Genomic DNA, 26,761 nt, shown 5'->3' with positions numbered 1-26,761 from the left:
GATATAATTTATTTTATAAAATTCGTCTAGTAATGAATAAAGCTGTTAAAAATAAATCCAAAGTACTCTATCAATTACAAAAATTAAGGAAGTTATCTCAACCATTTTTTCTGCCAATAGATCAATGTAATGGATTTCAATTCATATGGCTTTTGGTATCTCTTTTATTTTGTGTTGGTGGAGTAGTGCTTGTTGGTCTTACAGGAATAATAAGTTTTTTTGAAAGCTTTAAACCTATTTTTCTTGAAAAGTATTTCGGAGGGGTGGTAAATACTGTCAATTCAATTTGGGCTGGTAGCTGGGGATTACTTTTTTCTGCCTTATTTCTGATTGGATCAGGAAGCTTTTTTAGCTTAAGACGTCAATTAAAAAACCGTAGATGGTTACATTGGTTATTCCTTGCGATAATTGTATTAATGCTTTTAGCTGTTAACGGAATAAACGCAGGAATAGGATTTATAGCAAGAGATTTAACAAATGCTTTAGTAGGTAAACAAGAAGATGGATTTTATCGGATATTAGGGATTTACGCTTGTTGCTTTGCTGTTGCTCTACCAATTCGTGTTTCCCAAATATTTTTTACATATAAATTGGGAATAATTTGGAGAGAATGGCTTTCAAAAAGTTTAGTCAAGGATTATATGACTAATAAAGCTTATTACCAATTAAATCCCAATGATGAAGATCAAACTGATGTAGATAATCCTGATCAAAGAATCACAGATGATACAAGAGCTTTTACAGGGCAAAGTCTATCTTTTACATTAGGTATTTTTGATGCACTACTAACGTTTTCACTTAATATTCTAATTTTATGGAGTATCAGTACAACACTTACTTTTTCTTTATTTGGTTACGCTGCATTTGCAACTTCTATACTTATAATTGCTGGTAAAAATCTTGTAAAAATAGACTTTGATCAACTCAGATACGAAGCAGATTTTCGATATGGATTGGTACATATTAGAGATAATGCTGAATCAATAGCTTTTTACTCTGGGGAGAATCCTGAGCGAAGTGAAACTGAAAGGCGATTAGGAGAAGTGGTGAGAAACTTTAATTTACTGATTATATGGAGAGTAATAATTGACGTCATGCGAAGATCCATTAATTATGCTGGAAATTTCTTTCCATATTTAATAATGGCAATTCCTTACTTTAAAGGTGATATTGATTATGGGCGCTTTATTCAGGCAAGTTTTGCATTTGGAATGGTCGAAGGTTCGTTATTTTTCATTGTTAATCAAATAGAAGAACTTGCAAAATTCACTGCTGGGATCGGAAGATTAGAAGGATTCCAATCAAAAGTCGAATCTATTAGTCAAACTAGCCCTAAAAGCAATCAAAACGTTATTTCAGATTATACCTCCATTATTATTAACAATGCTGACCTTTGCCCACCAGGATCAAATAAAACAATAATTAAAAATTTAAATTTAAGCATCGACAATAACCAATCACTTTTAGTTGTAGGACCTTCTGGATGTGGAAAAACATCTTTACTAAGAATGATTAGTGGTTTATGGCAACCCGATCATGGAGTAATAAAAAAACCAAAAATTGGGGAATTATTATTCATACCTCAAAAGCCTTATATGTTACTAGGTTCTTTAAGGGAACAATTATGTTATCCCACAGAAGTTAAAAAATTTAGTGATGAACATCTTACTTCTGTACTGCATGAAGTAAATTTACAAACCTTAGTGGACCGTTATCCTAATCTTGATATCAAACAAGATTGGCCAAGAATTCTTTCTCTAGGCGAACAACAAAGATTAGCTTTTGCAAGACTCTTACTAAATTCTCCAAGATTTGCAGTACTTGATGAGGCAACAAGTGCTTTAGATATTGAAACTGAAAAAAAACTATATAGTTTACTAAAAGAACGAGAACTCTCTCTTATTAGTGTTGGACATAGACCTAGCTTAAAAGATTTTCATGAAAACATATTAGAATTAAATGGACAAGGAGACTGGAAATTATTGACTTCTGAAAAGTATAATTTTAATGATTAGCAAAAAAAATGAATTCTAAAGAAGAACAAACCAACTCAGAAGTCACTAATTTAGAGAATGAGAGTTCTATAGAAAAACAGGAAGATGTAAATTACATCAATAAACAAAATGCAGAAATTAAATTAGATGAAAAATCAATAGATTTTGAAGATGCATATAAATTCGGATGGAGTAATTATTCTGAAATAACTAATGGAAGATTTGCAATGATCGGATTCCTAGCAATAATACTAATTGAATTATTTAGTCAACAATCGTTTCTAAAATGGGCAGGAATCTTATAATTAATCATCAAATCTAGAACTGTTATCTCTAGGTTTCTTTTTGTTTGTTCCAACGGTATATCTACCATTTTGATTTTTTGAACTTGATCTGTCTGAAGAGCTTACTCTGCGATTCTGACGAGGGTTTTTTACTTGATTAGCATCTTTGAATGAAGCATCTTCTACTTGCTCTGTTGAAGTTTGCTGCCTAATAGGAGATCTTGTAGGTTTCTTTCGTAATGGAGAAGAATCATCAGGAGGAGAAGTATTATCTTTTCTAGATACTGAGCGATTGATTCTGGGTCTTGATCCTTTTTTAACTTCATTGCGAGATAAGTTTCGTCTCTCACCAAAGTTATTTATTTCTGATTGATTACTATTTCTATCTTCAGGAGTTTGTCTTCTTCTTCTTCTAACTTCGTCATTTTTAAACTGATTTGCTTCTCTTATAGTTGACCGACCTCTACTTGCAGCAGCAGAAGGTATAGCTCTTGAAACATTCCTCCTAGGAGGTCTCTCCTCCATATAGTCATCTTCAAACTCATCATCCTGAGGTTTAAATCTTCTTGATGGTATCTCAGCTTCTTCAAACCTATCATAATCTTCATTAAATCGACCTCTAGAATTTCTGGGCACATCAGAAATAGGATCATCATCAAAATAAGTTGACCTTCTAGCTTGATCAGTAGCAACTCCCCTCAATCGCACACTTTCATATGCGAAAAAAACTGTGGTTCCAGCTAACAAAAACTGACCAAACTGAAGAATAGGATCTAATCTCCAGCCTTGAAAAAATAATATTCCCCCGCACAAAAGTCCTATAGCTGCGAAGAAAACATCATAATCTCTTGCTAATGCAGGTTTAAAAGACCTTAAGAAATAAAGACCTCCTCCACATACTGCAAGAACTATACCAACAATACTGGCCCAATTGAGACTAGCATTGACCACATTCTTTCTCCAAAATTTATTTTTTAAAGGGTGACTTAAATCACCCTATATATATAGTGTACTTAAAACTTCTACAAAAACTAGCGTCTTCCAGTAGAAGTACGATTGAGGGAGTCTTTCTGACTCACAAAAATTAAAAATGCAGTGGCTGGAATAACAATAAGTAAAGCGGCAGCAATAAAACTACCTATCATTCCAACTGCTGAATTATTTGCAACTTCAGAAGAAACATCTGCAGCTAGTAATAAATTTGAGATTTGAAACACTTTTTAAATTTTAAATTCTCAATTTATAATACGAATTAAATACGTTTCAATGGGTTATTTATTAAGATGAATTAAATAATTGTGATTTCCTTGCTTATAAACGTTCTCCAAATTTTAGATGTTAGTTTAGGAATTTCTCTATCATATCTAACCTTAGTTTTTTTAATAAGATTAATTCTGACTTGGTACCCAAAAATTGATTTAACTAAAGGTTTATGGTTATTAATTTCAATACCATCAAGCTCTATTCTTAATTTAACAAGAAAATTAATTCCCCCTATAGGAGGAGTAGATGTAGGACCGGTAATTTGGATTGGAGTTATAAGCTTTTTAAGAGAAATTTTAGTTGGTCAACAAGGGCTTATAAAACTTGCATTGCATACACACATAACATAGAGGTAATTTAATTATTCCTCAGTAATTTGGCAATAATTCTTCTTCTACATATTTAGTATGTATCTTACCTTCCTTAAATTTAGCTTTATTCAGTAACGTTAGATGAAAGTTAATTGTTGTAGGAATTCCCGTTACAGCACATTCATTTAAAGCCCTATTCATACGTTTAATTGCAGTATTACGATCTTTCCCCCAGACTATTAATTTACCAATTAAAGAGTCATAGAATGGGGGTATTTCATAACCGGTATAAACATGACTATCCACCCTTACACCAGGGCCACCAGGAGGAAGCCACCCAGTTATTTTTCCAGGCGATGGTCTGAAATTATGAGCAGGATCTTCAGCATTGATTCTACATTCGATGGCATGACCATTTAAATGGATATCATCCTGATTAAATTCCAAGTTTGCTCCGCTTGCGATTTTAATTTGCTCAGCTATTAAATCAACTCCTGTAACCATTTCAGTAACAGGATGTTCAACTTGAATCCTAGTATTCATTTCCATGAAATAAAAATTATCATCATCAACTAAAAATTCAACTGTACCAGCTCCTTCGTAACCGATACTTTTTGCAGCGGCAATAGCTGCATTTCCCATTTTTTTTCTTAGTTCAGTATTAATTGCAGGGCTGGGAGACTCTTCCAATAACTTCTGATGTCTTCTTTGAACTGAACAATCTCGCTCTCCTAAATGAACAACATTACCCGACCTATCCGCCAAAATTTGAATTTCTACATGTCTTGGCTTCTTTATAAATTTTTCCATATATAAACCATCATTACCAAAAGCTGCTTCTGCTTCACCCTGAGCTGCTTTAAACATTTTTTCAAGATTATCAGCCTTTTCAACCAACCTCATACCTCTTCCACCTCCTCCAGCAGTGGCTTTTATAATTACCGGATAACCTATATTATCTGCCAATTTATAAGCCTCATCAACATTTGATAACAAGCCTTTACTTCCAGGCACTGTTGGAACTCCTACTGCCTCCATAGTTTCTTTAGCTGTAGATTTATCTCCCATAGATCTAATAGCTTTAGGAGATGGGCCAATAAAAACTATGCCGTGATCATTACACATCTCAGCAAATTTATCATTTTCAGCAAGAAATCCATAACCAGGATGAATAGCATCAACTCCTCTCGATGTAGCAGCAGCAAGTATATTTGGAATATTTAAATAACTCTTATTACTTAACGAGTCTCCAACACAAACCGCTTCATCAGCAAGCTGAACATGCAATGCTTTTTTATCTACTGTGCTAAAAACTGCAACTGTTGCAATACCTAGTTCTCTACAACTTCTGACAATTCGCAAAGCTATTTCTCCACGATTAGCAATTAAAACTTTTTCAACCATTATGAAAATTAAATTGAAGAAATGAAAATGACTTAAAATAAAAATTCTTTGCCAAAGTACTTAACAAAATTTTTTTAGTGATCAGAGGACATTTTTTACAATACAACCTAGAACGTTATATATGTATAAATATTTGTTTTATGCAATAGAAAAATAATTCATCATATTCCAAAATTCTCTTTTAGAATTACATCCTTATTTCAGTCAATAATGTATTATATCTTTAAGGTTTAGTTACCCGCCGGTGCTTGAAAACCCTTTGCGGACGTGGCGGAATTGGTAGACGCGCACGTCTAAGGAGCGTGTGGCTTAGGCCTTGCGAGTTCAAGTCTCGCCGTCCGCATTTATTTATTCTGGTTCAACTGCAATGAAAAAAAAATCAGTTGCAGTAGTTATAGTTTCTAATGGTCCTGGTGAATTAGCTACATGGGTAAGTCCTGTAGTAGATGAGCTTAACAAAATAAATAAATCTCTATTTAATGATAATAAACTCGATTTCACTCTTAGATTAGTCCTTGTTCCTTGTCCAAATGCGACTGGTAAAGAATTTTTAGTTGCAAATTCATGGAATAAATTTGAATTAATCATAAAATCCAAGAGTTTTTGGAAATTTTTGATAAAGCCATGTTCTTTTGGGAATTGGCCAAAAAAAGGGGTGGTTATTTTCCTTGGGGGGGATCAATTTTGGAGCATTTTACTAGCTAAAAGATTAGGTTATTTAAATATCACATATGCTGAATGGATTTCGCGATGGCCTCAATGGACAAACGAAATTGCTGCTATGAATGTAAAAGTAAAAGAGTTAATTCCTATAAGATATCAATATAAATGTCAGATAATTGGCGATTTGATGGAAGATATCAAACTTAATAGTGCAATATCATTAAAAAACAAAGAAAAACATCATATTGCTTTGTTGCCTGGTTCTAAAAAAGCAAAGCTCTCTGTTGGAATTCCTTTCTTCTTAGAAATTGCAGATCATATAGCTGAAGAAAATAAAAATATAAATTTTATAATTCCCATTGCACCAACCACTGATAAAAGTGAATATTTATTTTTTCAAAGCGAGAGAAATCCAATCGCAAAATATTACTCATCAAACATAAAAACAATTAAGAACATCAATGACTCCTGTTTTGATTATGTAATTGAAACATCAAAAAATACAAAAATTTATTTAATCAAGAAACATCCTTGCTATGAAATATTAAAAGAATGTGATCTTGCAATTACAACTGTAGGAGCAAATACTGCCGAATTAGCAGCAATTTCTCTTCCAATGTTAGTTGTTCTACCAACTCAACATTTTGATATGATGAATGCCTGGGATGGGATTTTTGGAGTAATTGGGAAAATTTCATTCATCAACAAACTCCTAACTTTTATAATCAAATATTTTTATTTTAAAAAAAAGAAGTTTTTTGCTTGGCCAAATATTAAAGCTAAAAAAATGATTGTCCCTGAAAGAATAGGAAATATTTCGCCTAAAAAAATTGCAAGAGAAGTATTATTTCTTATCAAGAATAGCAATCAATTACAAAGTATTAGAGATTCATTACACAAAGAAAGAGGCGAAAAAGGTGCTGCAAAAAAACTTGCTTCTATAATTATTAATGCAGTAAAAAAAATTTGACAATTACCATGGATCATCAATTTCAAACTTTTCTGATTTTTCATTATCTTTAAATAAATTGTTTTCATCTAATGGTTCAATATCTAAAGTTTCTGTTGCGTTTTGAATTGGTCTTTTCGATACTAACTTAGTATTTGATTTTCTCTTTTGCTGAAAATCAATATTCTTTTCTTCATCTATTTGATTAACAGAATTTTGATTCTTGATCTGCTCAGAATAATCATCATCCATATATAACTTTTTTTTATTTTTTATTTCTTCTGAAGAACCATTGATTTCAACATATTCAAGTTCATCTTCATAATCATCTTCATAATCATCTTGATCAACAACTTCCTCATATTCTTCAACCAAATTATTTTGTTGTTCTGATTCCGAACCAGATAGTAACTGATTCTCAACTGGTACAAGATTTGCTGAGTATCCATTTGCTTCCCGTTCATCCCATGAAGAACCTCCTACTCCAAGTTTCTCAAGGAATCCACTACTTAATTGGTTCAATTTCTCTTCAGCACCTTCATAAACAATAATCCTATCCGTACCACTACTTACAATTTCCTGAACAGGAATTTCCCAAGTACTTAAAACTCCCTCACCTAATAGTGGAACACCAACTGCACCCATGACAAGAGAAATCAAATCCCCAGTCTCGATATCAAACGAAAAACCAAGAACTCTGCCTAAAAGTTGTCCAGATTCTGTAATCACCTGACAATTAATTACCTTTACATATCTTTCTGGAGAAAAACTTTCACTCAAAGAATCTAGGGAGTCGACTAATATGACATCTCCAACTTGCTTTATACTTTCTAAGGGCATCCATTTTGGCAAGCCTGGTAAAAATCTTGTAAGTGGATTATCTCTTAGTCCCAAAGCGACCACCTCTCTTCTATCAATATCAACAACAACTTCACCAACTACCCCTAAACGCCTCCCAGTATCAGTAGTTATAACTTGTGTTCCCATCAATTCTGACCTTAACCATAAACGTTCGCTAGGAACTGAATTAGGGCGATTCTTATTTGTAGATGTGTTAGACAAACTCATAAATAACTTTTTATCATTCTGACGTATAAATTTAAAAAAGTGTGTTTATGCAGCATTTGGTAACCCAACAACTTGAGTATTAGCACCTCTTGCTTGAGCAACACCAATTGTTCGTTCAGACGCACTAATCATAGGCCTTCTATGACTTACGACTATAAATTGAGCATTTGATGACTGATTAGATATTAATTTTGACAACCTTTCAACATTTATACCATCTAAAAAACTATCAACCTCATCTAATGCATAAAAAGGTGAAGGTTTATACTTTTGCAAAGCGAATAAAAAACTTAAAGCAGTTAATGATTTTTCACCCCCTGACATAGAGGCTAATCTTCTGACATTTTTCCCCTTAGGATGAGCTACTAAAGTTAATCCTCCTTCCAAAGGAGAATTAGGATTTTCAAGTTGAAGGAAACCATCTCCATCAGATAAATTTGCAAAAATTTCTCTAAAATGTTTATCAACTTCTACAAATGCTTGCATAAAAGCTTCCTGACGCATAGTAGATACAGTTTCTATTCTCAACAATAATTCAGATCTTTCATTAGATAGAATTTCTAATTTTTCTCGTAAACCATTTAATCTCTCAATTAATTCTTCTAATTCATCAAGAGCAAGCATATTAACAGGTTCTAAGCTTTGTAGTTTTGCATTTACAATCGTGATTTCTGATTGCAAAGATTCAAGACTCCTCCCTGCATACTCTCCAAACTTCGGGGAAGGATTAGGTAGATCTTTTCTATAATTTTCTAATTTTATTTGCTCACTCCTCAACTCTTCTTTAAGAGAATTCGTATCTCTTTCAAGGTATTCCAGCTTTAATAAATAGTTATTATGTTCTTGCCTTTTATTTGAAATTGAAGAGTTTAATTCATCTCTTTTCCTTCTCAATAAACCTAAATCCTTCTCTAAGGAATTTTTTTGATTATCTAGAACTAAAAGCTCTTTTTTAAATTTATCTCTTTTTTGTATCCATTCACTATGAGCAATTGACAGTTCTTTGATAGATTCCTGCAAGTTTTTTTCTTGTAACAATGTAATTTTTAATGAATTATTGATACGTTCTTTATTCAACGCAAATTGATTCTTCTTATCTAATAATGTATCTCTTTCCTTAATCAGTAATTCTAGTTTTTTATCAAGATTATTAAAATCATTATTAAATGCTATTAATGATGATTTTTGATTTTTTTTATAATTCTCCTGAAGAATGATTTTCAATTGATCAAACTTTTCATGATGAGGCTTTAATTGATTTTTTAAACTTTCGAACTCCTCAACTAATGAATTATTAGCACTATCAAGTTTCTTTAATCTCGATTTACAATCCTCAATTCTTTGCATGACAACACCAAGAGAATTTTGATTTACTTCAATTTCTTTGTTAAATGAGGCACAATCCTCAATTATTTGACTACGGTTAGAATTTAATTTATTTAGTATGTTATTTTTTATGGTCAAATCATTATTTGACTCTTTTAAAGCTTCTTCAATAACCAATAATCTTTCTTTTATAGGGCTAGAATCATCAAGATCATTATTAATTCCAAATCTATAAGCTAAATCTTTATTTAACTTGCTGCCGCCTGTAATAGCACCACTTGCTTCTAATAATTCACCACCTAAAGTTACCAACCTAATTTTTTGTTTAGATAACCTAGCTGAGGCCAAGTCTGAAAAAACCAACGTGCCTCCAAAAACATATCTAAAAACATCTTCATAAACTTCATCAAAAGTAATTAAATTAATAGCTTTATCAATAAATCCAGTCTCTCTGTTATTTTCAAATCTTGAAATTGCGTAATTCATATTTTGACTTTTAATTCTATTTAAAGGTAAAAAAGTTAATCTTCCAGCTTTCTTCTTTTTAAGGATTTCAATTGCTTTAGCTGCAATATGATCATTGTCAACAACAATTTGTCCGAGTCTATTTCCAGCAGCAATTTCTAATGCATATCTATTTTTCTCACTGACCTCTCCAAGTTGAGCTACATAACCATGTATACCTTCTAACCCAGCTTCTAAAAGAATTCTGAGAGCGTATGAACCTCTAGACTCATTTAAAGCTTCCTTTCTACTTTCAAATCTAGATAAATCCTTTTCAAGCCTTAATTGCTCGTTATTTAGCCTTATTTTTGTTTTATTTAATAAATCAATTTGATTTTTTAAAGAATTAATTTCGGAGCTATTACTTGCCAAGTTATTGTTATTTATGTCGGATGACTCTTTTTTTCTTTGATTTCCATCTACAAGTTTCTGCTTTTCTAAAGCTAAAGCGTCGATCTGAGAAGATATTTCATCCCTTTGAATATTATTTTGGATAGTTTCTTCTTCAACTTTCCTTTTTTTTATTTCCAAAGGATTAATTTTATTTTTTATACTTTCAAGCTCAAAATTCAATTTGATACTTTGTTTTGAGAATTCTCCAGATTCTCCAGCTGCATCAGAAAGTTTTTTTCTGGATAATTTATGTTTTAAAGTGAGATCATCAATTTGCAAGTTCAATTTATTTAAAAAATTATCATCAAAAATTTCTTGTCTCATTTTTTCTGACTCGATTTTTCTCTTAGATATTGAAATTTCATCTCTCTGCTTTTGTAATTTAATGCCCTCTTCTTTATTTAAAATTGATATCCTATCAAGTTCTCTCAAGCTAGAATTAATACTTCCAATATCAGAATTGACTTTTATCAAAGTATCCTCTCCTTTCTCCTTAAGCTCATCAACCAGTATTTTCAAAGCACCTTCTAAGACTGCTATTTCTTTATTAATAGATTCTTTTTGTTCATTAAATAATATTTTATTTTTTTTAATTTCAGTTTCTTTTTTCTCTATATATTTAACATGCTCAACTTGTTTATCAAAAATAAGAACTTTCTCTAATTCCATTATTTGAAGCAGTTTTGCCTTTAACTCTTTATATCGCTTTGCTTTTTCACATTCTTTTTCAAGCTTATATTTACTAGATTGCAATTCATTTTCTAAAATTTCAAACCTTTCTTGTTTTTCAAAAACGTCATTTAATTTTGCATTAGTTTGTTCTATTCTTGTATCAAAAAGTGCTACTCCTGCTAATTCATCAATAAGATTTCTCCTCTCCTTATTATTCATTGATACTATTCTTGTTACATCACCCTGCATAACAACATTACTGCCCTCAGGATCAACACTAATATCCCTTAATATTCTCTGTATTTGTTGCAGGGTGCATTGTTTCCCATCAGAAGTATAAGTCGAAGCATAAGAACCGCCCGGCATAAGCCTTAATTTTCTAGAAACAACCCATTCTTTTTGACCCTTATTAAGAGTAATTTCTTCTTCTTCTAGTTCCAAAGGTGGAAGGTCCTCTCTGGGAGACCAATCTTGAATATTAAATTTTACCGATACAAATGTTTCGGATGACTTACCCTCTTTGACTTTGGAGTTATTTATTAGATCTGGTAATCTTTCTGCCCTCATCCCTCTACTATTAGCTAAACCTAAACAGAATAAAATTCCATCTAAAATATTACTTTTCCCAGAACCGTTAGGCCCAGTAACAACTGTAAAGCCTTCTTCAAGAGGAATTTTGACAATGCCCCCAAAAGATTTAAAATTTTCAAATTCGACCTGATTGATATGTACCAATCTCAAGTCTCAATAGCTAAATAAGAATAACTAACTTTGAAAAAATCTCAATAGAAACATTACGATTATTTATAAATGAATATTAATTATTTTTGCTCAATCTACAAGAATTACCGGAAATTTCAAACAAACCATAAAGAAGTTCACCATCCAAAATGAATCGAAAACATTCAGAGTGTAATTTATTAGAAACGTTTTTAAATATTCCATGATCGATTCTTTTTACGAAGCCTCGATTTCCAGAAAGTTCGTGTTCCGACCTTGATAGCCATACAATTCTATGATTTGGCTGTTTAAGAATTTCTATAGAAGCTTGATTTAATAAAGGTAGTTTAAAAAATTTCCAAGTTAAACAATCTATTCCATTTTCAACAAGGAAATCGTAATGAATATCTAAAGAGTTAGCAGAATAAACTTTATGTTCAAGCAAAACCCATTTATTCATTATTTAGTTGAACAATAAATCTAATCTATTTTTAAAGCAATGTTTAAATAAAAATATATTTTCTTTAAGATATTTCCTGTTATTTAATTACTTGCATCAGGGACAAATCTTAAAGCAATGAATAGCAAACTTCCTGCCCCAGCGATAGCTGCAGCTACTAATCCAAAATCTGTAGGGATTGTGCGAGATGCAAAAATTAATGATGCAAATGTGATATCCATGATAAAAATTAAACTCATTTAATAAATTCAGTAATAGCTTAACAAAACCTTCATGCAGAATAGAGCAGATAAATAAAATGTAAATAAACTTTTATATGTTTTTATTCTGTATAAATCGCACAAATCTTTAGATAAGGGTTTCAAATTAATAAAATAGGGTCTAATCTTAAAATAAACAAGTTTCAATAATGGAGACCTACCATCCTCCCAAAGAAGTAGAAGAAAAAGAAGATAGCTCTGAACTTCCTGAACAAGAAGTTATCTCGGAGAAATGGTTACTTGAAAAAATTGACAGTTTAATACCTTTAATAAAAGAAAAATGGCCTACCATTGCTCAGCAAACCCTTGATGCCACAAAAGGTAGTATTGATGATTTAGTTGAAGTAATAGCAAGCCATACTGGAACCTCCGCAGTTGGAATAAAAAGCCAACTATTTGAAATCATTGATTCAATACGAGAAAATAAGTGGGAGATATCAGAACAAATTGAACCTATCGAAAGTCAATTAGAAGATTTATTAGAGGAACTTAACAATACACTTAGACCAAAAATAGAAAGTCCAATTAGAAAAAAACCAATATTATCTATCGCTATTGCCGCTGGTATTGGGTTACTCATAGGAACTCTTCTAAACAGTAGTAGAAAATAATATGGAAAAACCAAAAAATAAAAACTTTGCAAATACCGCTTCCAGAATTTCAGCTATTGCAAGTTCAGTAATGGATTTGCACGTAAGAATAGCTCTTCAAGAAGTAGATAGAGAAAAAACAAGAATAATTAGTGGTGCAATATTTTTGGCAATTGGAAGCACATTACTATTATTAGTTCTAATTTCCATCCATATTCTTTTCTATCTCTTTCTAAAAAACTACAATAATTGGAATACTGAATATAATTTATTACTGATAATATTTATCGATTTATTTCTTGCAGGTTTGAGTTTGAAGCTAGGAGGAAAATTAGCTAAAGGACCTTATCTTCCTCAAACATTAGAGGGTTTAGGCAAAACAACAAAAGCCGTTTTAGGCAAGAAATAAATTACCTTATTAAATACTTTATCCATCTGCAATCAATCCCCCCATTACTAACAGGAATTTTAAAAGACGATTTCATTTTTAAATATTTTGTTAATTTTGGATTTCCACTAAGCAACCAAAATTCCCAACCTGAAAAGTTATTCTTTAGAAAGATTCCAATTTGTTCATATAGATCAATTAATTCATTTTCATCACCCAATTTTTTGCCATATGGAGGATTACATATAATTATTCCAGGTGTGAATTTTAATTGGAGATCTAAAAAATCATTATTTATAAGTTCAATATAATTTTCGAGGCCTGCTAATGATGTGTTTACTTTCGCCTGCTCAAAAACCTTTTTATTAATTTCGCAGCCTATAATTTTTGGTAAATTTTCATAATTTATAATTTTATTTTTTGCTTGATTTTTTTCAATAAGGTAAATATCTGTCCTGAAGTCCAACCAATTCTCAAAGAGATAAACTTGATCAATATTGATAGGGACTTCAAGAAATTGGTTAACAGCTTCAATTAAAAAAGTTCCTGAGCCGCACATAATATCAATTAAAGGAACTTTACCATTCCATTTAGTCATATTTATCAATCCAGAAGCTAAATTTTCTTTTAATGGTGCATTTCCTACTGCGGGTCTATAGCCTCGTTTGTGTAAGCTTTCCACACTACTTTGAAGACTGATAATCGCTTTATTATTATTTAAATGAAGATGAATTATAAAATCAGGATTATCTAAAGAAATATTTGATCTTTTATTCCAAGCTACTTGTTGCAAATCAGTGATAGAATTTTTAACCTCAAGAGCAGTAAAATGAGTATGTCTTAAAGAAGATGTTCTCCCAGTTACTTGAACATTAAACGTTTTTTCATAATGTAACCAATCTAACCAATCAAATGAATCTCTAACCCCCTCATATAAAGATTGCTTGTCATAGCATTTAAAACTTGCAATTTCTCTATAAAAACGAAAAGCTAATCTGGAATAGAAATGAACTCTGTAAAAAGTTGCATAATCACATTCAAAATTAATAAATCTTTTATAAATATTAATATTAAACCCACCTAAATTTGAAATTTCTTCAGCTAAATATTTCTCTAGTCCCTCTGGAGCTGATGCAACTACATTCATATAAGATAAAAACTTACTAAAAAAACTATTCAATACTCATTTTGCCTGTCAGAATATAAATGTCCAATTGGACTAGGTGATCTCAACCGATGTTTCGGACAGCGGTTCGATTCCGCTCAACTCCACTTTTTGGGGTTGTAATGGTTTCGACGGGGCATAAGGAAGGTGACTGAAGCCTGCTCGGTTAGAGCAAAAACACAAACGCTAACAAAATCGTTAGTTTCTCCCGTCAAACAGCACCAGTTGCTGCTTGATCTTTAAGGAGATGGGGTTATATCAGCCTTATCAACCAAATGATACGAGGAGTCTGGAAGGACTCTACTTTTTTAAATAACTAAGAAGTTGTATTAGATAATTTCTTAGTTTGTAAATATTGCTGCAATTGCCTGTATTAAAAAAAAATTTTCTAAATTTATAAGTATAAATACTTAGAAGATTAGCTATAAATTAATTTATCTTATTAAAAAGTCCAATCCTTTAAAATGTTCTCTAATAAAAACTTAAATGACTTATTAAGAAATCTCAATCCTAAAGTTATTAGATTCACTGGTGAAAAGTTTCCTGCTGAACTATGGAATAGTAGTTATCAAATTAAAAAAAATAAGGATATATCTAACTAAAAAATTTACCTAAACACTTGAAAAGGGATTTTTAGGCATTTTTTTTAAACAACTTTTTGAAACCTCCTGAAGTACATTAAATTCATCTTTATTTAAATTCCAGTTAAATACATTGGATACATCTATAACTTGAGATTTTTTTCGCATTCCAACAAGTGGAATAGTTTCTTGGTAACAACACCAATTAATTGCTACTTGAGCTTGTGAAACTGATCTTTGATTCGCGATCCTTTTAAGACACCTCCGGAGCTCATATGTTGGTTTTCTATAGTTTTCAAATAATAGATTTCGAATAAAACTGCTTTCTCTATTTTCTTCTTTATCTGGATCAATGCAAAGTATTCCAAATGATAGAGGACTATAAGCAAAGAAATCAATATTATTTTCTACACAAATTTTTTGCACCTGATATTGTTTTTGTAATTCTGGAGCAAGTAAAGAAAACTGTATCTGAACACTTTTTATCCTCTGATCTCTTGTTGACAAAAAATTAATTAATTTCTGCAACCTTTTAGGACCTATGTTTGATAAACCGATTTGAAAATCAAATCCTTGATCTTTTAAATCGCAAAGATTACTCAACAGTCCTAATTCCTGGAGAGGATTATATTTTGCAGTTGACCAATGCAATTGCACTATGTCTAATTTATTATTAAGCCTTTCTAAACTTTTTAAAAATGGTTTATTAAAACCTTTATTACCAATTCTCCAGGGATAAGGTGCTAGTTTAGTTGCTATTTGAATTCTTTTCTTTTTTGCATAAGGAGTATCTAGTAAAAATTTGCCTATCAATGATTCACTTCTACCCTGAAGATTCCCAGTACCGTAAGAATCTGCAGTATCAATTAGATCAAAACCTCTTTTCAATGCTTCATTATATGTCTCACGTAAATCATCGTCATTTGCAGATTTGTAATTCCAAAAAAGCTTATTCCCCCAAGACCAAGTACCTAGTCCAATTCTTTTCTTCACTAGCCTATATAAATTAAGCACTTTATAAGGTTATCTGAAAAAATTGACCTCTTTGAAATATTTCAAAAAAAATAAGTTTTAAATCATTAAGAATAAATTTCTATTGACATTAAGAAATTATTCTCCAAAGTAAAAGAAATAAAAATAAAAAATTGTTTATTACTGTTTGCGGCCAAAAAGGAGGAGTGGCTAAGACCTGCACAAGTATTCACTTGGCAAGTGTTTGGCATTCTGAAGGTAAAAAAGTTTGCATAGTCGATGCCGACAAGAATAGATCAGCATTAGCATACTCATCAAGAGGTAATCTTCCTTTTCCAGTTTTCCCAGTCAGCTCAGCTGCAAAAGCATCCAGATCATCAGAAATCGTAATAACTGATGGACAAGCCAGCAGTGATCAAGAAGAACTAAAACACTTAGCGTATGGTTCAGATTTAGTAATCTTACCTACCACTGCGAAAGCAAGATCAGTAGAGTTAACTGTTGAACTAGCTAATTTATTAAGCGACTTAAAAGTTAACCATGCAGTAGTGATAGTAAAAGTTGATTTTAGACAGCAAAAAGCAGCTCAACAAGCTAAAGCAGCTCTAGAGAATTTTGGTTTATATGTTTTTGAAACATTTATACCCTTACTTTCAGCGTTCGATAAAGCAGAAGCCTCGGGTAATGCTGTATTTGAAGCTGTAGACGATTTAGGTAGATCAGATCCTCGTCGAATGACGGGCTGGTCTGCTTATTGTTCAATTGCCTCACAAATTCCATGCCTGATTTCGAAGCCCTCATCCGACACCAACAACAACCAACAACCAATCAGCGCTTAAAAGTAGTAGATGCGCCTGATTTTGAGAGAGAGAAAAACGAAGAGACAGTAATTACAAACTCTGGATTATTCGTTAATTTCTTTGGAGGTTTTATAGGTTCTGTAATTGGAACTTTAACAATATTGTTTCTTTATATTAATGAATATTTACCAATAGATTTACTAAAACTCAAGTAGTATATTCGCTATTTATTTCAACATACTTTTTAGAAAGATCACATCCCCAAGCTTTGCCTTTGGATTTGCCAGAGTTTAGATTAATCATAATTTGTACAATATCATCTACTAAATATCTACCTTTCATTTTGGACCTAATATAGTCTGTGACTTTTTGCGAATCATATTTATTTAACTTGCCCTTTTCCAAAATCTTATGGCTACCTATATTTAAGTCAACATCATTTAGATTGAATTTAACGCCAGAATTACCTGCAGCAGAAATGATTCTTCCCCAATTAGGATCACAGCCATGTATCGCGGTTTTTACCAATGCAGAATTACATATCGATTTAGCAACGATAATTGCATCATCAGTATTTTTTGTTCCTTGAACTAAAACTTCTAATAAACAATTTGCCCCTTCTCCATCCCTAGCAATGTCTTTTGCCAATTTTTGACATACAATGTCAATGCCTTGTTGAATAATTGGCAAAAATCTTTTATCAATTTTATTTCCTGCATTTATTCCAACAAAAGAGTCGTTTGTGCTTGTCTCTCCATCAACTGATATTGCGTTAAAAGATTTTTTTACAGAAATAGAAATCATTTTGTCCCATTCTTTTTTCTCAATACCCGCATCACAGGTCAGGAAAGCGAGCATTGTAGCCATATTGGGATAAATCATTCCTGATCCTTTTGCTAATCCTGCTATTTTTATCTTTCTACCTTGAATAATCGTCTCTATTAAAACTTTTTTCACAGTCAAATCAGTAGTTAAAATTGCTTCTGCTGCATTTTGAAAGCTGTTAACTTTTAAATCACTAACTAAATTCGGTAAATTTTTTACTAAATCTTTTATTTTTATAGGAACTCCAATTACACCAGTTGAGCACATTAAAACTTCTTCTTCTTTTATTCCTAAAAGTTCTGCAATCTTTGCCGTAGCAATTTGCAAATGTTGATTTCCAAGATTTCCTGTACATGCATTTGCTTGGCCAGAATTAATTAGTATTGCTCGAACAAAACCTGAAGATTTTTTAATCCTTTCCTCACAAATATCGACACAAGAAGCGCGAACTATTGATTGGGTAAACATTCCACTAACAATACTTCCTTTTGGAGCCAATATAAGTGCTAAATCTTTCTTATTAGAAGCTTTTAATCCAGCCGAAATCCCAGCAAAAAGAAAACCCTTAGGTGTTTCATTACCTTCATCAACAAACGACCAAGTGGAATCAGACTGGCTCAATCTTTTTTATATTTTTAATTCATACTAACTTCCCTTTAATACTAAAGAAATAGATAATTAGATTATTATTAAATATATGGATATTCTTCAACAATTAAAAACTAACCAAAGAAGAATTGGTTTAACAGGAGGTATTGCGAGTGGGAAGACAACCATAACAGATTACATTAGAAAAAATAAAAAAATTCCGATATTAGATGCAGATAATTTATCAAGAGAATTAATCAAACCAAACACATATGGATATAAAAAAATTTTAGACTATTTTGGAAATCAAATAATTGATAATACGAACAATTCAGAGAAAGCAATAAACAGAAAACTTTTAAGAAACATAATTTTTAAACATTCAGAAAGTAAAAAATGGATTGAAAAACTACTTCACCCCTTAATTAAAGAAAAAATGATTCAAGAATGCAGTCAATACAAAAATAATCAAACTATAGTAATGGTTATTCCATTATTATTTGAAGCAAAATTTGAAGATATTTGCACTGAAATATGGTTAGTTAAATGTCCTATAGATCTACAACAAAAAAGACTTATCACACGAGATAAAATTAGCGAAAAAGAAGCATATGAAACCATAAATTTTCAATTAAGTTTTGAAGAAAAAAGTAAACTTTCAGATATTATTTTAGATAATTCAGATGACCAAAATAAATGGATTAATACTATAAAAGAGCTTCTTTGAAGCTTTAGCTATTCAACTTTTCTGCAAGAAGTTTATTTGCAAGTTTAGGATCAGCCTTACCTTTAGTTATTTTCATAAGTTGACCAACAAAAAAACCAAGTAATTTAGTTTTACCATTTCTAAATGCTTGAACTTCATTTGGATGTTCATTAATAAGTTCATTGATTATTGGTAAAATACTTGAAGAATCAGAAATCATAGCCAACCCTTTTTCTTCAACTAATTTTTCTGGAGAAATATTTTTTTGAATTAGTTCAGGTAAAATTTCTTTTGCAATTTTTCCACTAATAGTATTTTTTGAAATCATATTAATCATTTCAGCAAGATTTTCGGGACTAAGCTTTAATTCACTAAAACTAAGTTTGTTTGCTTTTAAATAGCCCACAATATCACTTGTTACCCAATTTGAAGCTAGTTTGGCCTCAGCACCATTGGCTACTGTTTCTTCAAAAAAGTTTGCCATATTAATTTCATCAGAAATTACCCTTGCATCATATGCAGACAACCCAAATTCACTTACATATTTATTTCTTTTCTTTGAAGGCAATTCTGGTAATTCACTAAACCATATTTCTTTTTGGGCTTTTGTTACTTCAATTGGTCCTAAGTCAGGATCAGGAAAATATCTATAGTCACTGCTACCTTCTTTTAGTCTCATACTTTTTGTTAATTGCTTAGCTTCATCCCATAGCCTTGTTTCTTGGAAAATTTCTCCTCCATTTTCATAAACTTCTATTTGTCTGGCTATTTCATAATCACAAGCCTTTTGAATTGCAGAAAATGAATTCATATTCTTAATTTCCACTTTGGTACCAAAAGGAGCATTAGGGCCTTTTCTAACTGAAATATTGACATCACATCTTAATGAACCCTCCTGCATATTTCCATCTGATACACCTAGATATCTCACTGTTCTTCTAATCTCAGAAGCATATTCAGATGCCTCTTTACCTGTTCTAATATCTGGTTTACTTACAATTTCACAAAGCGCTATTCCAGCACGATTGTAATCAACTAAGGAATACTTAGAACCAGCTAATCTGTCACTGCCTGAATGAACTAATTTACCGGCGTCTTCTTCCATATGTAGTCTTTCTATACCAATTTTTTTAATATAAGGTTCTTTGTCTTTTTCTATTATTTCAATTTCTAGCCAGCCATCTTCAGCTAGTGGCTCATCAAATTGTGAAATTTGATAATTTTTAGGTAGATCAGGATAAAAATATTGTTTTCTATCAAATTTACAATGTTCTGCAACATTTAAATTTAATGCTAAAGAAGTTTTTACAGCATACTCAAGAACAGTCTCATTCAAAACTGGAAGAGTTCCTGGTAAACCACAAACTACAGGATCTATATGCGTATTAGGTGCATCACCAAAAGCTGTTGACGCAGATGTGAATATTTTACTTTTCGTATTAAGCTGTACGTGAGTTTCCAAACCAATCACAGCTTCCCAAGATTCCAAATTGTTCATTATTAAAAGTCTCTTTATTAATTTTATTGGATATAAAGGAAAAGAGGACCAAATCACAAATAAAAATATTAATTCTTAAATGACACAAGAAACAAAAAATTCAATATTAATTATTGGGGGTGGACTTGTAGGTTTATCTATTGCTTATGCATTTTCTAGAAATAACTTCAAAGTTTTAGTTTTAAGCAAAAACAGAAATGAATCAGCTGGATTTGTTGCTGCAGGAATGTTAGCTACTCATGCCGAAGGGCTCGAAGATGAATTACTAAAATTTGGCCAAGAAAGTCAAAGTCTAATTCCAAAGTGGATAAAAAGTATTGAACAAGATAGTAATATTAAATGCGGTTTAAAAAAATGTGGCATAGTAGTTCCTTTTAAAAATAAAGAAGATCTTGAAGAGTTTCCCACGTATAAATATGGAAAATATTTAAATCACAAAGATCTTCAAACAGAAATTAATGGAATTAATTCTATTTGGAAGCATGGTTTACTTTTTGAACAAGATGGTCAAATAGATAACCGAAGAAGACTGATGCGTGCTCTTGAGAGAGCATGCTCCTTGCATGGAGTTGAATTTCAAGAAGGATCAGAAGTAGAGGATTTGATTTTAGAAAAAAACAAAATTACTGGTGCAACAGTTTTATGTGCCACTGGGGAACTAAAAAAAATTACCTGCGAAAAAGCAATTATATGTAGTGGTGCTTGGAGTAAAAACATTTTTAATAAGATTCCAGTCTTTCCTGTAAAGGGACAAATGCTATCAATACAAGGTCCAACAAATTTCTTGAAAAGAGTTATTTTTGGTCCAAAAACTTATCTAGTTCCACGTGATGATGGACTTATTATCGTTGGAGCGACAGTTGAAAAAGATTCAAAATTTAATCAGGGTAATACTCCTAATGGAATAAAAGAACTGCAAGAAGGTATTTGCTCCTTATTACCAGAAGCTATTAATTGGCCACAAATGGAACATTGGTGGGGATTTAGACCTTGCACACCAGACCTTAAACCAATAATTGGAAAATCAAAAATTAAAAACCTTTTTATAGCTACAGGACATTATAGAAATGGAGTTTTATTTTCTGCAATAACAAGTGATCTTCTCTTGAAAATAGTTCAAAATAAAAGTCTCAAAGAAATAGAAAAAAGCTTTTTAGAAAAATTTAGTTTAGATAGATTTGAGATTTAAATTTTAATTTTCAGATCGCCATTTCGAATCAGAAGTTTCCCACTCACATAATTCCTCATCGTTAAACCATAGATCAATTTCAAATTTTGCAGTATCTTCTCCATCAGAACCATGAATAATATTCCTCCCTATATCAATAGCTAAATCACCTCTAATTGTTCCAGGCTCTGCTTCAAGAGGTTTTGTTGCACCTATTAGTTTTCTAGCACTCAAAATAACTCCTTCTCCTTCCCACACCATTGCTACAACAGGACCACTTGAAATAAAGTCTACTAAATCACCAAAAAAGGGTCTTTCTCTATGTACACCATAATGATTTTGAGCAAGATCTTTTGAAGGAATTAATTGCTTTAATCCAACCAATTTAAATCCTTTTTTTTCAAATCTGCCAATAATCTCAGCAACATATCCTCTTTGAACTCCATCTGGTTTAATTGCAATAAAGGTTCTCTCTTTGGTCATTTAGTTAATAATCACTCTATGTATATTCAACTTTTGGGTGGTAAGTTGGCAAGTAATCATTAAAATAAAAGATATTGTTTTGAGTTATTTTCAAAAACATTTTAATTATTAAGAAATAAATTGACCAATTTTGAGCCAAAAAAATTAAAAAATATTTGGACTATTGAAGATAGTATTTCAACTTACAACATAGACAAATGGGGGGATAAATATTTTTCTATAAATTCCAAAGGAAATATATCAGTAACTAAAGATATAAAATCTGAAAATAAGATTGATCTTTTCAAGCTTGTCAAAGAACTTAAAAGTAGAGAGATTAATCCTCCATTAATCATAAGATTTAACGATATCTTAAAAGATCGAATAAATGCACTACATGATGCTTTTTCAAAAGCAATAAAAACCTACAAATATAAGAATATCTATCAAGGCGTTTTTCCTGTCAAATGTAATCAACAAAAAAATGTATTGGAAAAGATAATAGAGTTTGGTAGTCAATGGAATTTTGGTTTAGAAGTAGGAAGTAAATCAGAACTATTAATTGGCCTTGCACTTCTTGAAAACCAAAATTCATTATTGATATGCAACGGATATAAAGATAAAAAATATATTGAGATTGCTACTTTAGCCAGAAAACTCGGCAAAAATCCAATAATAGTTATTGAACAACGAGATGAGGTAAAAAGAATTATTCAAGCAGTTCAAGAACTTAACGCGACACCATTGATTGGAATTAGAGCAAAGTTATCAAGTAAAAGTAGTGGTAGGTGGGGAAAATCTATTGGAGATAATTCCAAATTTGGATTATCAATCCCAGAAATTATGTTGACAATAAAAGAACTAAAAGAAGCAAATCTTATAAAAGAAATGAAATTGCTCCATTTTCATATAGGAAGTCAAATAAGTGATATTGCTGTGATCAAAGACGCATTACAAGAAGCGAGTCAAATATATGTTGAACTATGTAAACTAGGTGCCCCAATGCAATATATCGACGTAGGGGGAGGATTAGGGATAGATTTTGATGGAACTAAAACCTCCTCCAACACCTCTACTAATTATTCTATTCAAAATTATGCTAACGATGTAATTGCAACCATTAAAGATTCATGTGAATTAAATAATATCAAGCATCCAACCATAATCTCAGAAAGTGGAAGAGCAATAATTAGTCATTGTTCAGTTTTAATTTTTAATGTCTTAGGAACAAGCCATGTCAGTTCCAAACTACAAATTATTGATAACAAAGATCAACAATTAATAATTTCCAATTTACTTGAAACTTTCTATGAATTAAAAAAACTTAAAAATAAAAAAATAAATTTCTCTCAAATAATTGAACTATGGAATGATGCAAAAAAGTTTAAAGAAGATTGCTTAGTTGCCTTTAGATTAGGATTTTTAAGTTTAGCAGAACGAGCTTATGCCGAAGAACTTACCTGGGCTTGCGCAAAAGAAATTTCCAATAACCTGAATAATGATGAAATCAATCACCCTGATTTATCTGAAATTACAGAAACTCTTGCGTCAACTTATTATGCAAATATATCAATCTTTAAATCTATTCCCGATAGCTGGGCAATTAATCAGATTTTTCCAATAGCACCAATACATAGGCACTTAGAAGAGCCTTTCTGCAAAGGCAATTTTGCAGATTTAACTTGTGATTCAGATGGGAAACTAAATAATTTTATTGATGATGGGAAAATTAAATCATTACTCAATTTACACAAGCCAGAGCAAGATAAAGATTATCTAATTGGAATTTTTATGACTGGAGCCTATCAAGAAGCATTAGGAAACTTGCATAATTTATTTGGCAGTACAAACGTTGTTCATATAGATATAAATCAAGATAATTCATATAAGGTCAAAAATATTATTAAAGAGGACAGTAAATCTGAAATTTTACAATTATTAGATTACAGTTCAGCTTCTTTGGTTGAATCTATAAGAATTAATACTGAATCAGCAATTGATCAACAAAAATTAACTATTGAAGAAGCAAGGAAATTAATGGATCAAATCGAAATTAGTCTCAGAAAAAGTAGTTATTTATCAGAATGACTATCTAATGTTTTTTGCAAATGATTTTTAGCATAATCAAAAGCATCACTTAACTTATCAATATCTTTAGCACCTGCTTGAGCAAAGTTAGGCTTTCCTCCTCCACCTCCCGAACAAATTCTTGCAATCTCATTAATTAATTTACCTGCATGCAATCCTATTTTTACTGCATCATCACCTAAAGAAACTGCAAATAACAACTTTCTATTTTCTGGATTTGGTATTCCCCCAAGAATCACTATTGCTTTATTTCCCAAATGAGATGTTAAATTAAGTGCTGCAGATTGCAAAGAATTCCCATCTAAGCCATCAATCTGATTTACTAAAATTGAAAAAGAATTTACTATTTCTGCGGATGATTTCATAGAAGAGTATTTAAAATATGCAATTTCATCTTTCATTGTTTGTATCTCTTTATTCTTATTAATAAGCTCTGCTTGCAAATTATTAACCCTTTCAAAAAGTTGATTAGGATTTGCTTTTAACAAATCACTTAGTTTATTTACTAAAGCATTTCTATCACTGAAATAGTCTAATGCTGATTGGCCTGATAATGCTTCGATTCTTCTTACTCCGGCTGAGATTCCTTCCTCACTAATTATTTTGAAAGAACCTAATTCAGATGTAGTTTTAACATGTGTGCCACCACAAAGTTCCATTGAAACTCCTGGCACATTAACAACGCGCACTTCATCATCATATTTTTCTCCAAACATGGCCACTGCACCCTTTTCAAGAGCCTCACTCTTAGACATATTTTTTATTTCTAGGATATGATTTTCCATAATCCAAGAGTTAACTAAAGTCTCAATCTTAGAAATTTGATCTTTAGAAATAGGATTTGAAGAATTAAAGTCAAATCTTAATTTATTAAAGGCTACTAATGAACCTTTTTGTCCAACACTTTCATTAACGATTGATTTGAGAGCAGATTGCAATAAATGGGTAGCTGTATGATTCGCAGCAGCCTTAGCTCTATTAGAGGATTTAACATTAGTCTTAACTTTTTGTCCAATAGTTAATATTCCTTTTTTGATCATTCCATAATGTAAAAAAACATTTTTCTTTCGAATAACATTATCAATCAAGACCTCTACATCTTTTGAAAATATCGTGCCAATATCACCAACTTGACCACCAGATTCTCCATAAAAAGTTGTCTGATCAAGAACAATTAAAACTTTCTGACCTTTACTTGCTTGCTTAACTAATGTTGAATCCAAGAATATACCCTTTATTTCAGCTTCCGAAAGGAGTGAATCATAACCATTAAAAACAGTTTTGTTAAAAAGATCTATTTCTCGCTCTAATGATCCCTCTAATGTCAAATCAATATTACTTGAAGCAGCTTTAGCTCTCTCTTTTTGTGCATTCATTTCTTCTTCAAAACCCTTTACATCTACACTGATACTATTTTCTTCAGCAATTTCTACAGTAAGTTCTAGAGGAAATCCATAAGTATCATAAAGTTCAAAAGCTTTAAAACCAGAAATTAATTTCTGCCCTGAAGAAATTAACTCATCTAGCAATTTCTCACCTCTTTCAAGAGTTTCCCTAAACCTTACTTCTTCAATTTTTATCTCATTCAAAATTAAATCACTATTATTGTTTAAATCAGGATAATTATTTTGCATTAGATTGATCCCGACAGTAGCAATACGAGGTAAAAATTCATTTGTTATGCCTAATAATCTCCCATGTCTGACCATTCTTCTAATTAGCCGTCTTAGTATATATCCCCTGCCGAGATTACTTGCTGCTACTCCATCAGAAATTAAATGAATAACAGCTCTTGTATGATCTCCAATAATTTTTAAAGAAATTTTATTTTTATCATCTGAAGAAAAATAATCAATATTTGCAATCTCACAAATTTTTTGAATGATAGGAAAAATTAAATCTGTCTCATAATTATTTTGCTTTTTTTGCAATATTTGGGCCATCCTTTCAAGGCCCATTCCTGTATCAATATTTTTACATTTTAAATCTGTCAATTTTCCATTAGGATCACGATTATATTGCATAAAAACAAGATTATAAAATTCAATAAAACGATCTCCATCTTCTAAATCAATATTCTGCAGACCTTTTTCAGGATGAAAATCATAATAAAGTTCTGAACAAGGTCCACATGGACCAGTTTTACCAGATGACCAAAAATTATCTTTCTCACCCAGTTTAACTATCCTATCTGGATGAATACCAATTTGATCTCTCCAAATTTTTGCAGACTCTCCGTCTTCGTGAAAAACACTCACAATTATATTTTCAACAGAAAGTTGATAAATATTAGTAACTAATTCCCAAGCCCACTGAATAGCCTCTCGTTTAAAATAATCTCCAAAAGAGAAATTACCAAGCATTTCAAAAAAAGTGTGGTGTCTAGCTGTAACTCCAACGTTTTCTATATCGTTTGTTCTGATGCACTTTTGGCTAGATGTAGCCCTTTTTGATGGTCTTTCTTTTAAACCTAAAAAAACAGGTTTAAAAGGTAGCATTCCAGCAATTGTGAGCATAACCGTAGGGTCATCTGGAATCAAAGATGCACTTGGAATGATTTTATGTAATTTTTCACTGTAAAATTTTAAAAAAGCATTTCTTATCTCATCTCCAGTAACTATTTTTTTAATTAGTTGAGATGTCATTTATCCAGAATAAG

24 protein-coding genes and 1 tRNA gene are annotated in these 26,761 nt (G+C 31.3%); 12 read left to right on the top strand and 13 right to left on the bottom strand.

Annotation, left to right across the window (positions count from 1 at the left end; all coding sequences use genetic code 11):
• The first annotated feature begins 32 nt into the window (after positions 1 to 32).
• Together EU96_RS08265 and EU96_RS08270 are read left to right on the top strand one after the other, a co-directional pair.
• Positions 33 to 2,015 (top strand): ABC transporter ATP-binding protein/permease, encoded by a 1,983-nt coding sequence (locus tag EU96_RS08265; RefSeq protein ID WP_032525770.1) that lies wholly within the window; start codon positions 33 to 35, stop codon positions 2,013 to 2,015.
• Between the two features lie 8 nt (positions 2,016 to 2,023).
• Positions 2,024 to 2,299 (top strand): chlorophyll a/b-binding protein, encoded by a 276-nt coding sequence (locus tag EU96_RS08270; RefSeq protein ID WP_032525769.1) that lies wholly within the window; start codon positions 2,024 to 2,026, stop codon positions 2,297 to 2,299.
• Here the strand turns inward: EU96_RS08270 and EU96_RS08275 are convergent, their stop codons facing one another.
• Together EU96_RS08275 and psbX are read right to left on the bottom strand one after the other, a co-directional pair.
• Positions 2,300 to 3,229 carry a Ycf66 family protein gene (locus tag EU96_RS08275; RefSeq protein WP_032525768.1) on the bottom strand — a complete coding sequence of 310 codons (930 nt, stop codon included), beginning with the start codon at positions 3,227 to 3,229 and terminating at the stop codon, positions 2,300 to 2,302. It lies immediately after the preceding gene.
• 80 nt (positions 3,230 to 3,309) lie between these two features.
• Positions 3,310 to 3,495: a photosystem II reaction center X protein gene (psbX, locus tag EU96_RS08280; protein ID WP_032525767.1), complete on the bottom strand. Its 186-nt coding sequence runs from the start codon at positions 3,493 to 3,495 to the stop codon at positions 3,310 to 3,312.
• Between the two features lie 90 nt (positions 3,496 to 3,585).
• On the opposite strand from psbX, the gene EU96_RS08285 reads away from it, so the two are divergent.
• A complete protein-coding gene (locus EU96_RS08285) occupies positions 3,586 to 3,891 on the top strand; it encodes a YggT family protein (RefSeq protein ID WP_032525849.1) in 306 nt (101 codons plus the stop codon).
• An 18-nt stretch (positions 3,892 to 3,909) separates the two neighbouring features.
• On the opposite strand, the gene accC is transcribed toward EU96_RS08285, so the two are convergent.
• Positions 3,910 to 5,256, bottom strand: a complete 1,347-nt coding sequence (gene accC, locus EU96_RS08290; RefSeq protein WP_032525766.1) for an acetyl-CoA carboxylase biotin carboxylase subunit — start codon at positions 5,254 to 5,256, stop codon at positions 3,910 to 3,912.
• A gap of 261 nt (positions 5,257 to 5,517) precedes the next feature.
• Here accC and EU96_RS08295 point away from each other — a divergent pair.
• Positions 5,518 to 5,599 (top strand) — tRNA-Leu (locus EU96_RS08295).
• A gap of 24 nt (positions 5,600 to 5,623) precedes the next feature.
• Positions 5,624 to 6,889, top strand: a complete 1,266-nt coding sequence (locus EU96_RS08300) for a hypothetical protein (RefSeq protein WP_032525848.1) — start codon at positions 5,624 to 5,626, stop codon at positions 6,887 to 6,889.
• A gap of 3 nt (positions 6,890 to 6,892) precedes the next feature.
• On the opposite strand, the gene EU96_RS08305 is transcribed toward EU96_RS08300, so the two are convergent.
• From EU96_RS08305 to EU96_RS09980, 4 genes are all read right to left on the bottom strand, one after another.
• Positions 6,893 to 7,936 carry a PRC-barrel domain-containing protein gene (locus tag EU96_RS08305; RefSeq protein WP_032525765.1) on the bottom strand — a complete coding sequence of 348 codons (1,044 nt, stop codon included), beginning with the start codon at positions 7,934 to 7,936 and terminating at the stop codon, positions 6,893 to 6,895.
• Between the two features lie 45 nt (positions 7,937 to 7,981).
• Positions 7,982 to 11,572 (bottom strand): chromosome segregation protein SMC, encoded by a 3,591-nt coding sequence (gene smc, locus EU96_RS08310; protein WP_032525764.1) that lies wholly within the window; start codon positions 11,570 to 11,572, stop codon positions 7,982 to 7,984.
• A 76-nt stretch (positions 11,573 to 11,648) separates the two neighbouring features.
• The gene (locus EU96_RS08315; protein WP_032525763.1) at positions 11,649 to 12,011 is read right to left on the bottom strand and encodes a hypothetical protein; all 363 of its coding nucleotides are present in this window, start codon (positions 12,009 to 12,011) and stop codon (positions 11,649 to 11,651) included.
• Positions 12,012 to 12,094: 83 nt separating this feature from the next.
• Positions 12,095 to 12,232, bottom strand: coding sequence for a hypothetical protein (locus EU96_RS09980; RefSeq protein WP_002806908.1), 138 nt, complete (start codon positions 12,230 to 12,232; stop codon positions 12,095 to 12,097).
• Between the two features lie 188 nt (positions 12,233 to 12,420).
• Between EU96_RS09980 and EU96_RS08320 the strand changes: the two genes are divergently transcribed.
• Positions 12,421 to 12,882, top strand: coding sequence for a hypothetical protein (locus EU96_RS08320; protein ID WP_032525762.1), 462 nt, complete (start codon positions 12,421 to 12,423; stop codon positions 12,880 to 12,882).
• 1 nt (position 12,883) lies between these two features.
• Positions 12,884 to 13,270 carry a phage holin family protein gene (locus EU96_RS08325; RefSeq protein WP_032525761.1) on the top strand — a complete coding sequence of 129 codons (387 nt, stop codon included), beginning with the start codon at positions 12,884 to 12,886 and terminating at the stop codon, positions 13,268 to 13,270.
• 1 nt (position 13,271) lies between these two features.
• Here the strand turns inward: EU96_RS08325 and EU96_RS08330 are convergent, their stop codons facing one another.
• Positions 13,272 to 14,396 (bottom strand): THUMP domain-containing class I SAM-dependent RNA methyltransferase, encoded by a 1,125-nt coding sequence (locus EU96_RS08330; protein WP_032525760.1) that lies wholly within the window; start codon positions 14,394 to 14,396, stop codon positions 13,272 to 13,274.
• Between the two features lie 482 nt (positions 14,397 to 14,878).
• On the opposite strand from EU96_RS08330, the gene EU96_RS10110 reads away from it, so the two are divergent.
• On the top strand, positions 14,879 to 15,016 hold the full coding sequence (locus EU96_RS10110; protein ID WP_193741288.1) for a hypothetical protein: 138 nt from the start codon (positions 14,879 to 14,881) through the stop codon (positions 15,014 to 15,016).
• Positions 15,017 to 15,025: 9 nt separating this feature from the next.
• On the opposite strand, the gene EU96_RS08335 is transcribed toward EU96_RS10110, so the two are convergent.
• Positions 15,026 to 15,988 carry an aldo/keto reductase gene (locus tag EU96_RS08335; RefSeq protein ID WP_032525759.1) on the bottom strand — a complete coding sequence of 321 codons (963 nt, stop codon included), beginning with the start codon at positions 15,986 to 15,988 and terminating at the stop codon, positions 15,026 to 15,028.
• A gap of 152 nt (positions 15,989 to 16,140) precedes the next feature.
• Between EU96_RS08335 and EU96_RS08340 the strand changes: the two genes are divergently transcribed.
• Positions 16,141 to 16,806: a ParA family protein gene (locus tag EU96_RS08340; RefSeq protein ID WP_032525758.1), complete on the top strand. Its 666-nt coding sequence runs from the start codon at positions 16,141 to 16,143 to the stop codon at positions 16,804 to 16,806.
• 168 nt (positions 16,807 to 16,974) lie between these two features.
• Here EU96_RS08340 and argJ read toward each other — a convergent pair whose 3' ends face one another.
• A complete protein-coding gene (gene argJ, locus EU96_RS08345) occupies positions 16,975 to 18,213 on the bottom strand; it encodes a bifunctional glutamate N-acetyltransferase/amino-acid acetyltransferase ArgJ (RefSeq protein WP_032525757.1) in 1,239 nt (412 codons plus the stop codon).
• A gap of 76 nt (positions 18,214 to 18,289) precedes the next feature.
• On the opposite strand from argJ, the gene coaE reads away from it, so the two are divergent.
• On the top strand, positions 18,290 to 18,907 hold the full coding sequence (coaE, locus tag EU96_RS08350) for a dephospho-CoA kinase (RefSeq protein ID WP_032525756.1): 618 nt from the start codon (positions 18,290 to 18,292) through the stop codon (positions 18,905 to 18,907).
• Positions 18,908 to 18,911: 4 nt separating this feature from the next.
• Here the strand turns inward: coaE and gatB are convergent, their stop codons facing one another.
• Positions 18,912 to 20,384, bottom strand: a complete 1,473-nt coding sequence (gene gatB / locus EU96_RS08355; RefSeq protein WP_032525847.1) for an Asp-tRNA(Asn)/Glu-tRNA(Gln) amidotransferase subunit GatB — start codon at positions 20,382 to 20,384, stop codon at positions 18,912 to 18,914.
• Between the two features lie 79 nt (positions 20,385 to 20,463).
• On the opposite strand from gatB, the gene thiO reads away from it, so the two are divergent.
• Positions 20,464 to 21,573, top strand: a complete 1,110-nt coding sequence (thiO, locus tag EU96_RS08360) for a glycine oxidase ThiO (RefSeq protein WP_032525755.1) — start codon at positions 20,464 to 20,466, stop codon at positions 21,571 to 21,573.
• A 3-nt stretch (positions 21,574 to 21,576) separates the two neighbouring features.
• Here thiO and ndk read toward each other — a convergent pair whose 3' ends face one another.
• Positions 21,577 to 22,035, bottom strand: a complete 459-nt coding sequence (gene ndk / locus EU96_RS08365; protein WP_032525754.1) for a nucleoside-diphosphate kinase — start codon at positions 22,033 to 22,035, stop codon at positions 21,577 to 21,579.
• Positions 22,036 to 22,155: 120 nt separating this feature from the next.
• Between ndk and speA the strand changes: the two genes are divergently transcribed.
• A complete protein-coding gene (speA, locus tag EU96_RS08370) occupies positions 22,156 to 24,102 on the top strand; it encodes a biosynthetic arginine decarboxylase (RefSeq protein ID WP_032525753.1) in 1,947 nt (648 codons plus the stop codon).
• Here speA and alaS read toward each other — a convergent pair.
• Positions 24,087 to 26,747, bottom strand: a complete 2,661-nt coding sequence (gene alaS / locus EU96_RS08375; RefSeq protein WP_032525752.1) for an alanine--tRNA ligase — start codon at positions 26,745 to 26,747, stop codon at positions 24,087 to 24,089. The genes speA and alaS overlap by 16 nt on opposite strands.
• Positions 26,748 to 26,761: the final 14 nt, after the last annotated feature.

The sequence above is a fragment of the Prochlorococcus marinus str. MIT 9302 genome, assembly GCF_000759975.1.
In the GTDB taxonomy this organism is placed as follows: domain Bacteria; phylum Cyanobacteriota; class Cyanobacteriia; order PCC-6307; family Cyanobiaceae; genus Prochlorococcus_A; species Prochlorococcus_A marinus_M.
This window is presented reverse-complemented; position numbering and strand designations above follow the sequence as displayed.

Coding starts and splice junctions, on each gene's coding strand:
- EU96_RS08325 (WP_032525761.1), top strand. CDS start 12,884: ATGGAAAAACCAAAAAATAAAAACTTTGCAAATACCGCTTCCAGAATT.
- EU96_RS08330 (WP_032525760.1), bottom strand. CDS start 14,396: ATGAATGTAGTTGCATCAGCTCCAGAGGGACTAGAGAAATATTTAGCT.
- coaE (WP_032525756.1), top strand. CDS start 18,290: ATGGATATTCTTCAACAATTAAAAACTAACCAAAGAAGAATTGGTTTA.
- ndk (WP_032525754.1), bottom strand. CDS start 22,035: ATGACCAAAGAGAGAACCTTTATTGCAATTAAACCAGATGGAGTTCAA.
- EU96_RS08305 (WP_032525765.1), bottom strand. CDS start 7,936: ATGAGTTTGTCTAACACATCTACAAATAAGAATCGCCCTAATTCAGTT.
- accC (WP_032525766.1), bottom strand. CDS start 5,256: ATGGTTGAAAAAGTTTTAATTGCTAATCGTGGAGAAATAGCTTTGCGA.
- EU96_RS08265 (WP_032525770.1), top strand. CDS start 33: ATGAATAAAGCTGTTAAAAATAAATCCAAAGTACTCTATCAATTACAA.
- EU96_RS08320 (WP_032525762.1), top strand. CDS start 12,421: ATGGAGACCTACCATCCTCCCAAAGAAGTAGAAGAAAAAGAAGATAGC.
- thiO (WP_032525755.1), top strand. CDS start 20,464: ATGACACAAGAAACAAAAAATTCAATATTAATTATTGGGGGTGGACTT.
- EU96_RS10110 (WP_193741288.1), top strand. CDS start 14,879: ATGTTCTCTAATAAAAACTTAAATGACTTATTAAGAAATCTCAATCCT.
- alaS (WP_032525752.1), bottom strand. CDS start 26,747: ATGACATCTCAACTAATTAAAAAAATAGTTACTGGAGATGAGATAAGA.
- gatB (WP_032525847.1), bottom strand. CDS start 20,384: ATGAACAATTTGGAATCTTGGGAAGCTGTGATTGGTTTGGAAACTCAC.
- EU96_RS08270 (WP_032525769.1), top strand. CDS start 2,024: ATGAATTCTAAAGAAGAACAAACCAACTCAGAAGTCACTAATTTAGAG.
- EU96_RS09980 (WP_002806908.1), bottom strand. CDS start 12,232: ATGGATATCACATTTGCATCATTAATTTTTGCATCTCGCACAATCCCT.
- EU96_RS08315 (WP_032525763.1), bottom strand. CDS start 12,011: ATGAATAAATGGGTTTTGCTTGAACATAAAGTTTATTCTGCTAACTCT.
- EU96_RS08300 (WP_032525848.1), top strand. CDS start 5,624: ATGAAAAAAAAATCAGTTGCAGTAGTTATAGTTTCTAATGGTCCTGGT.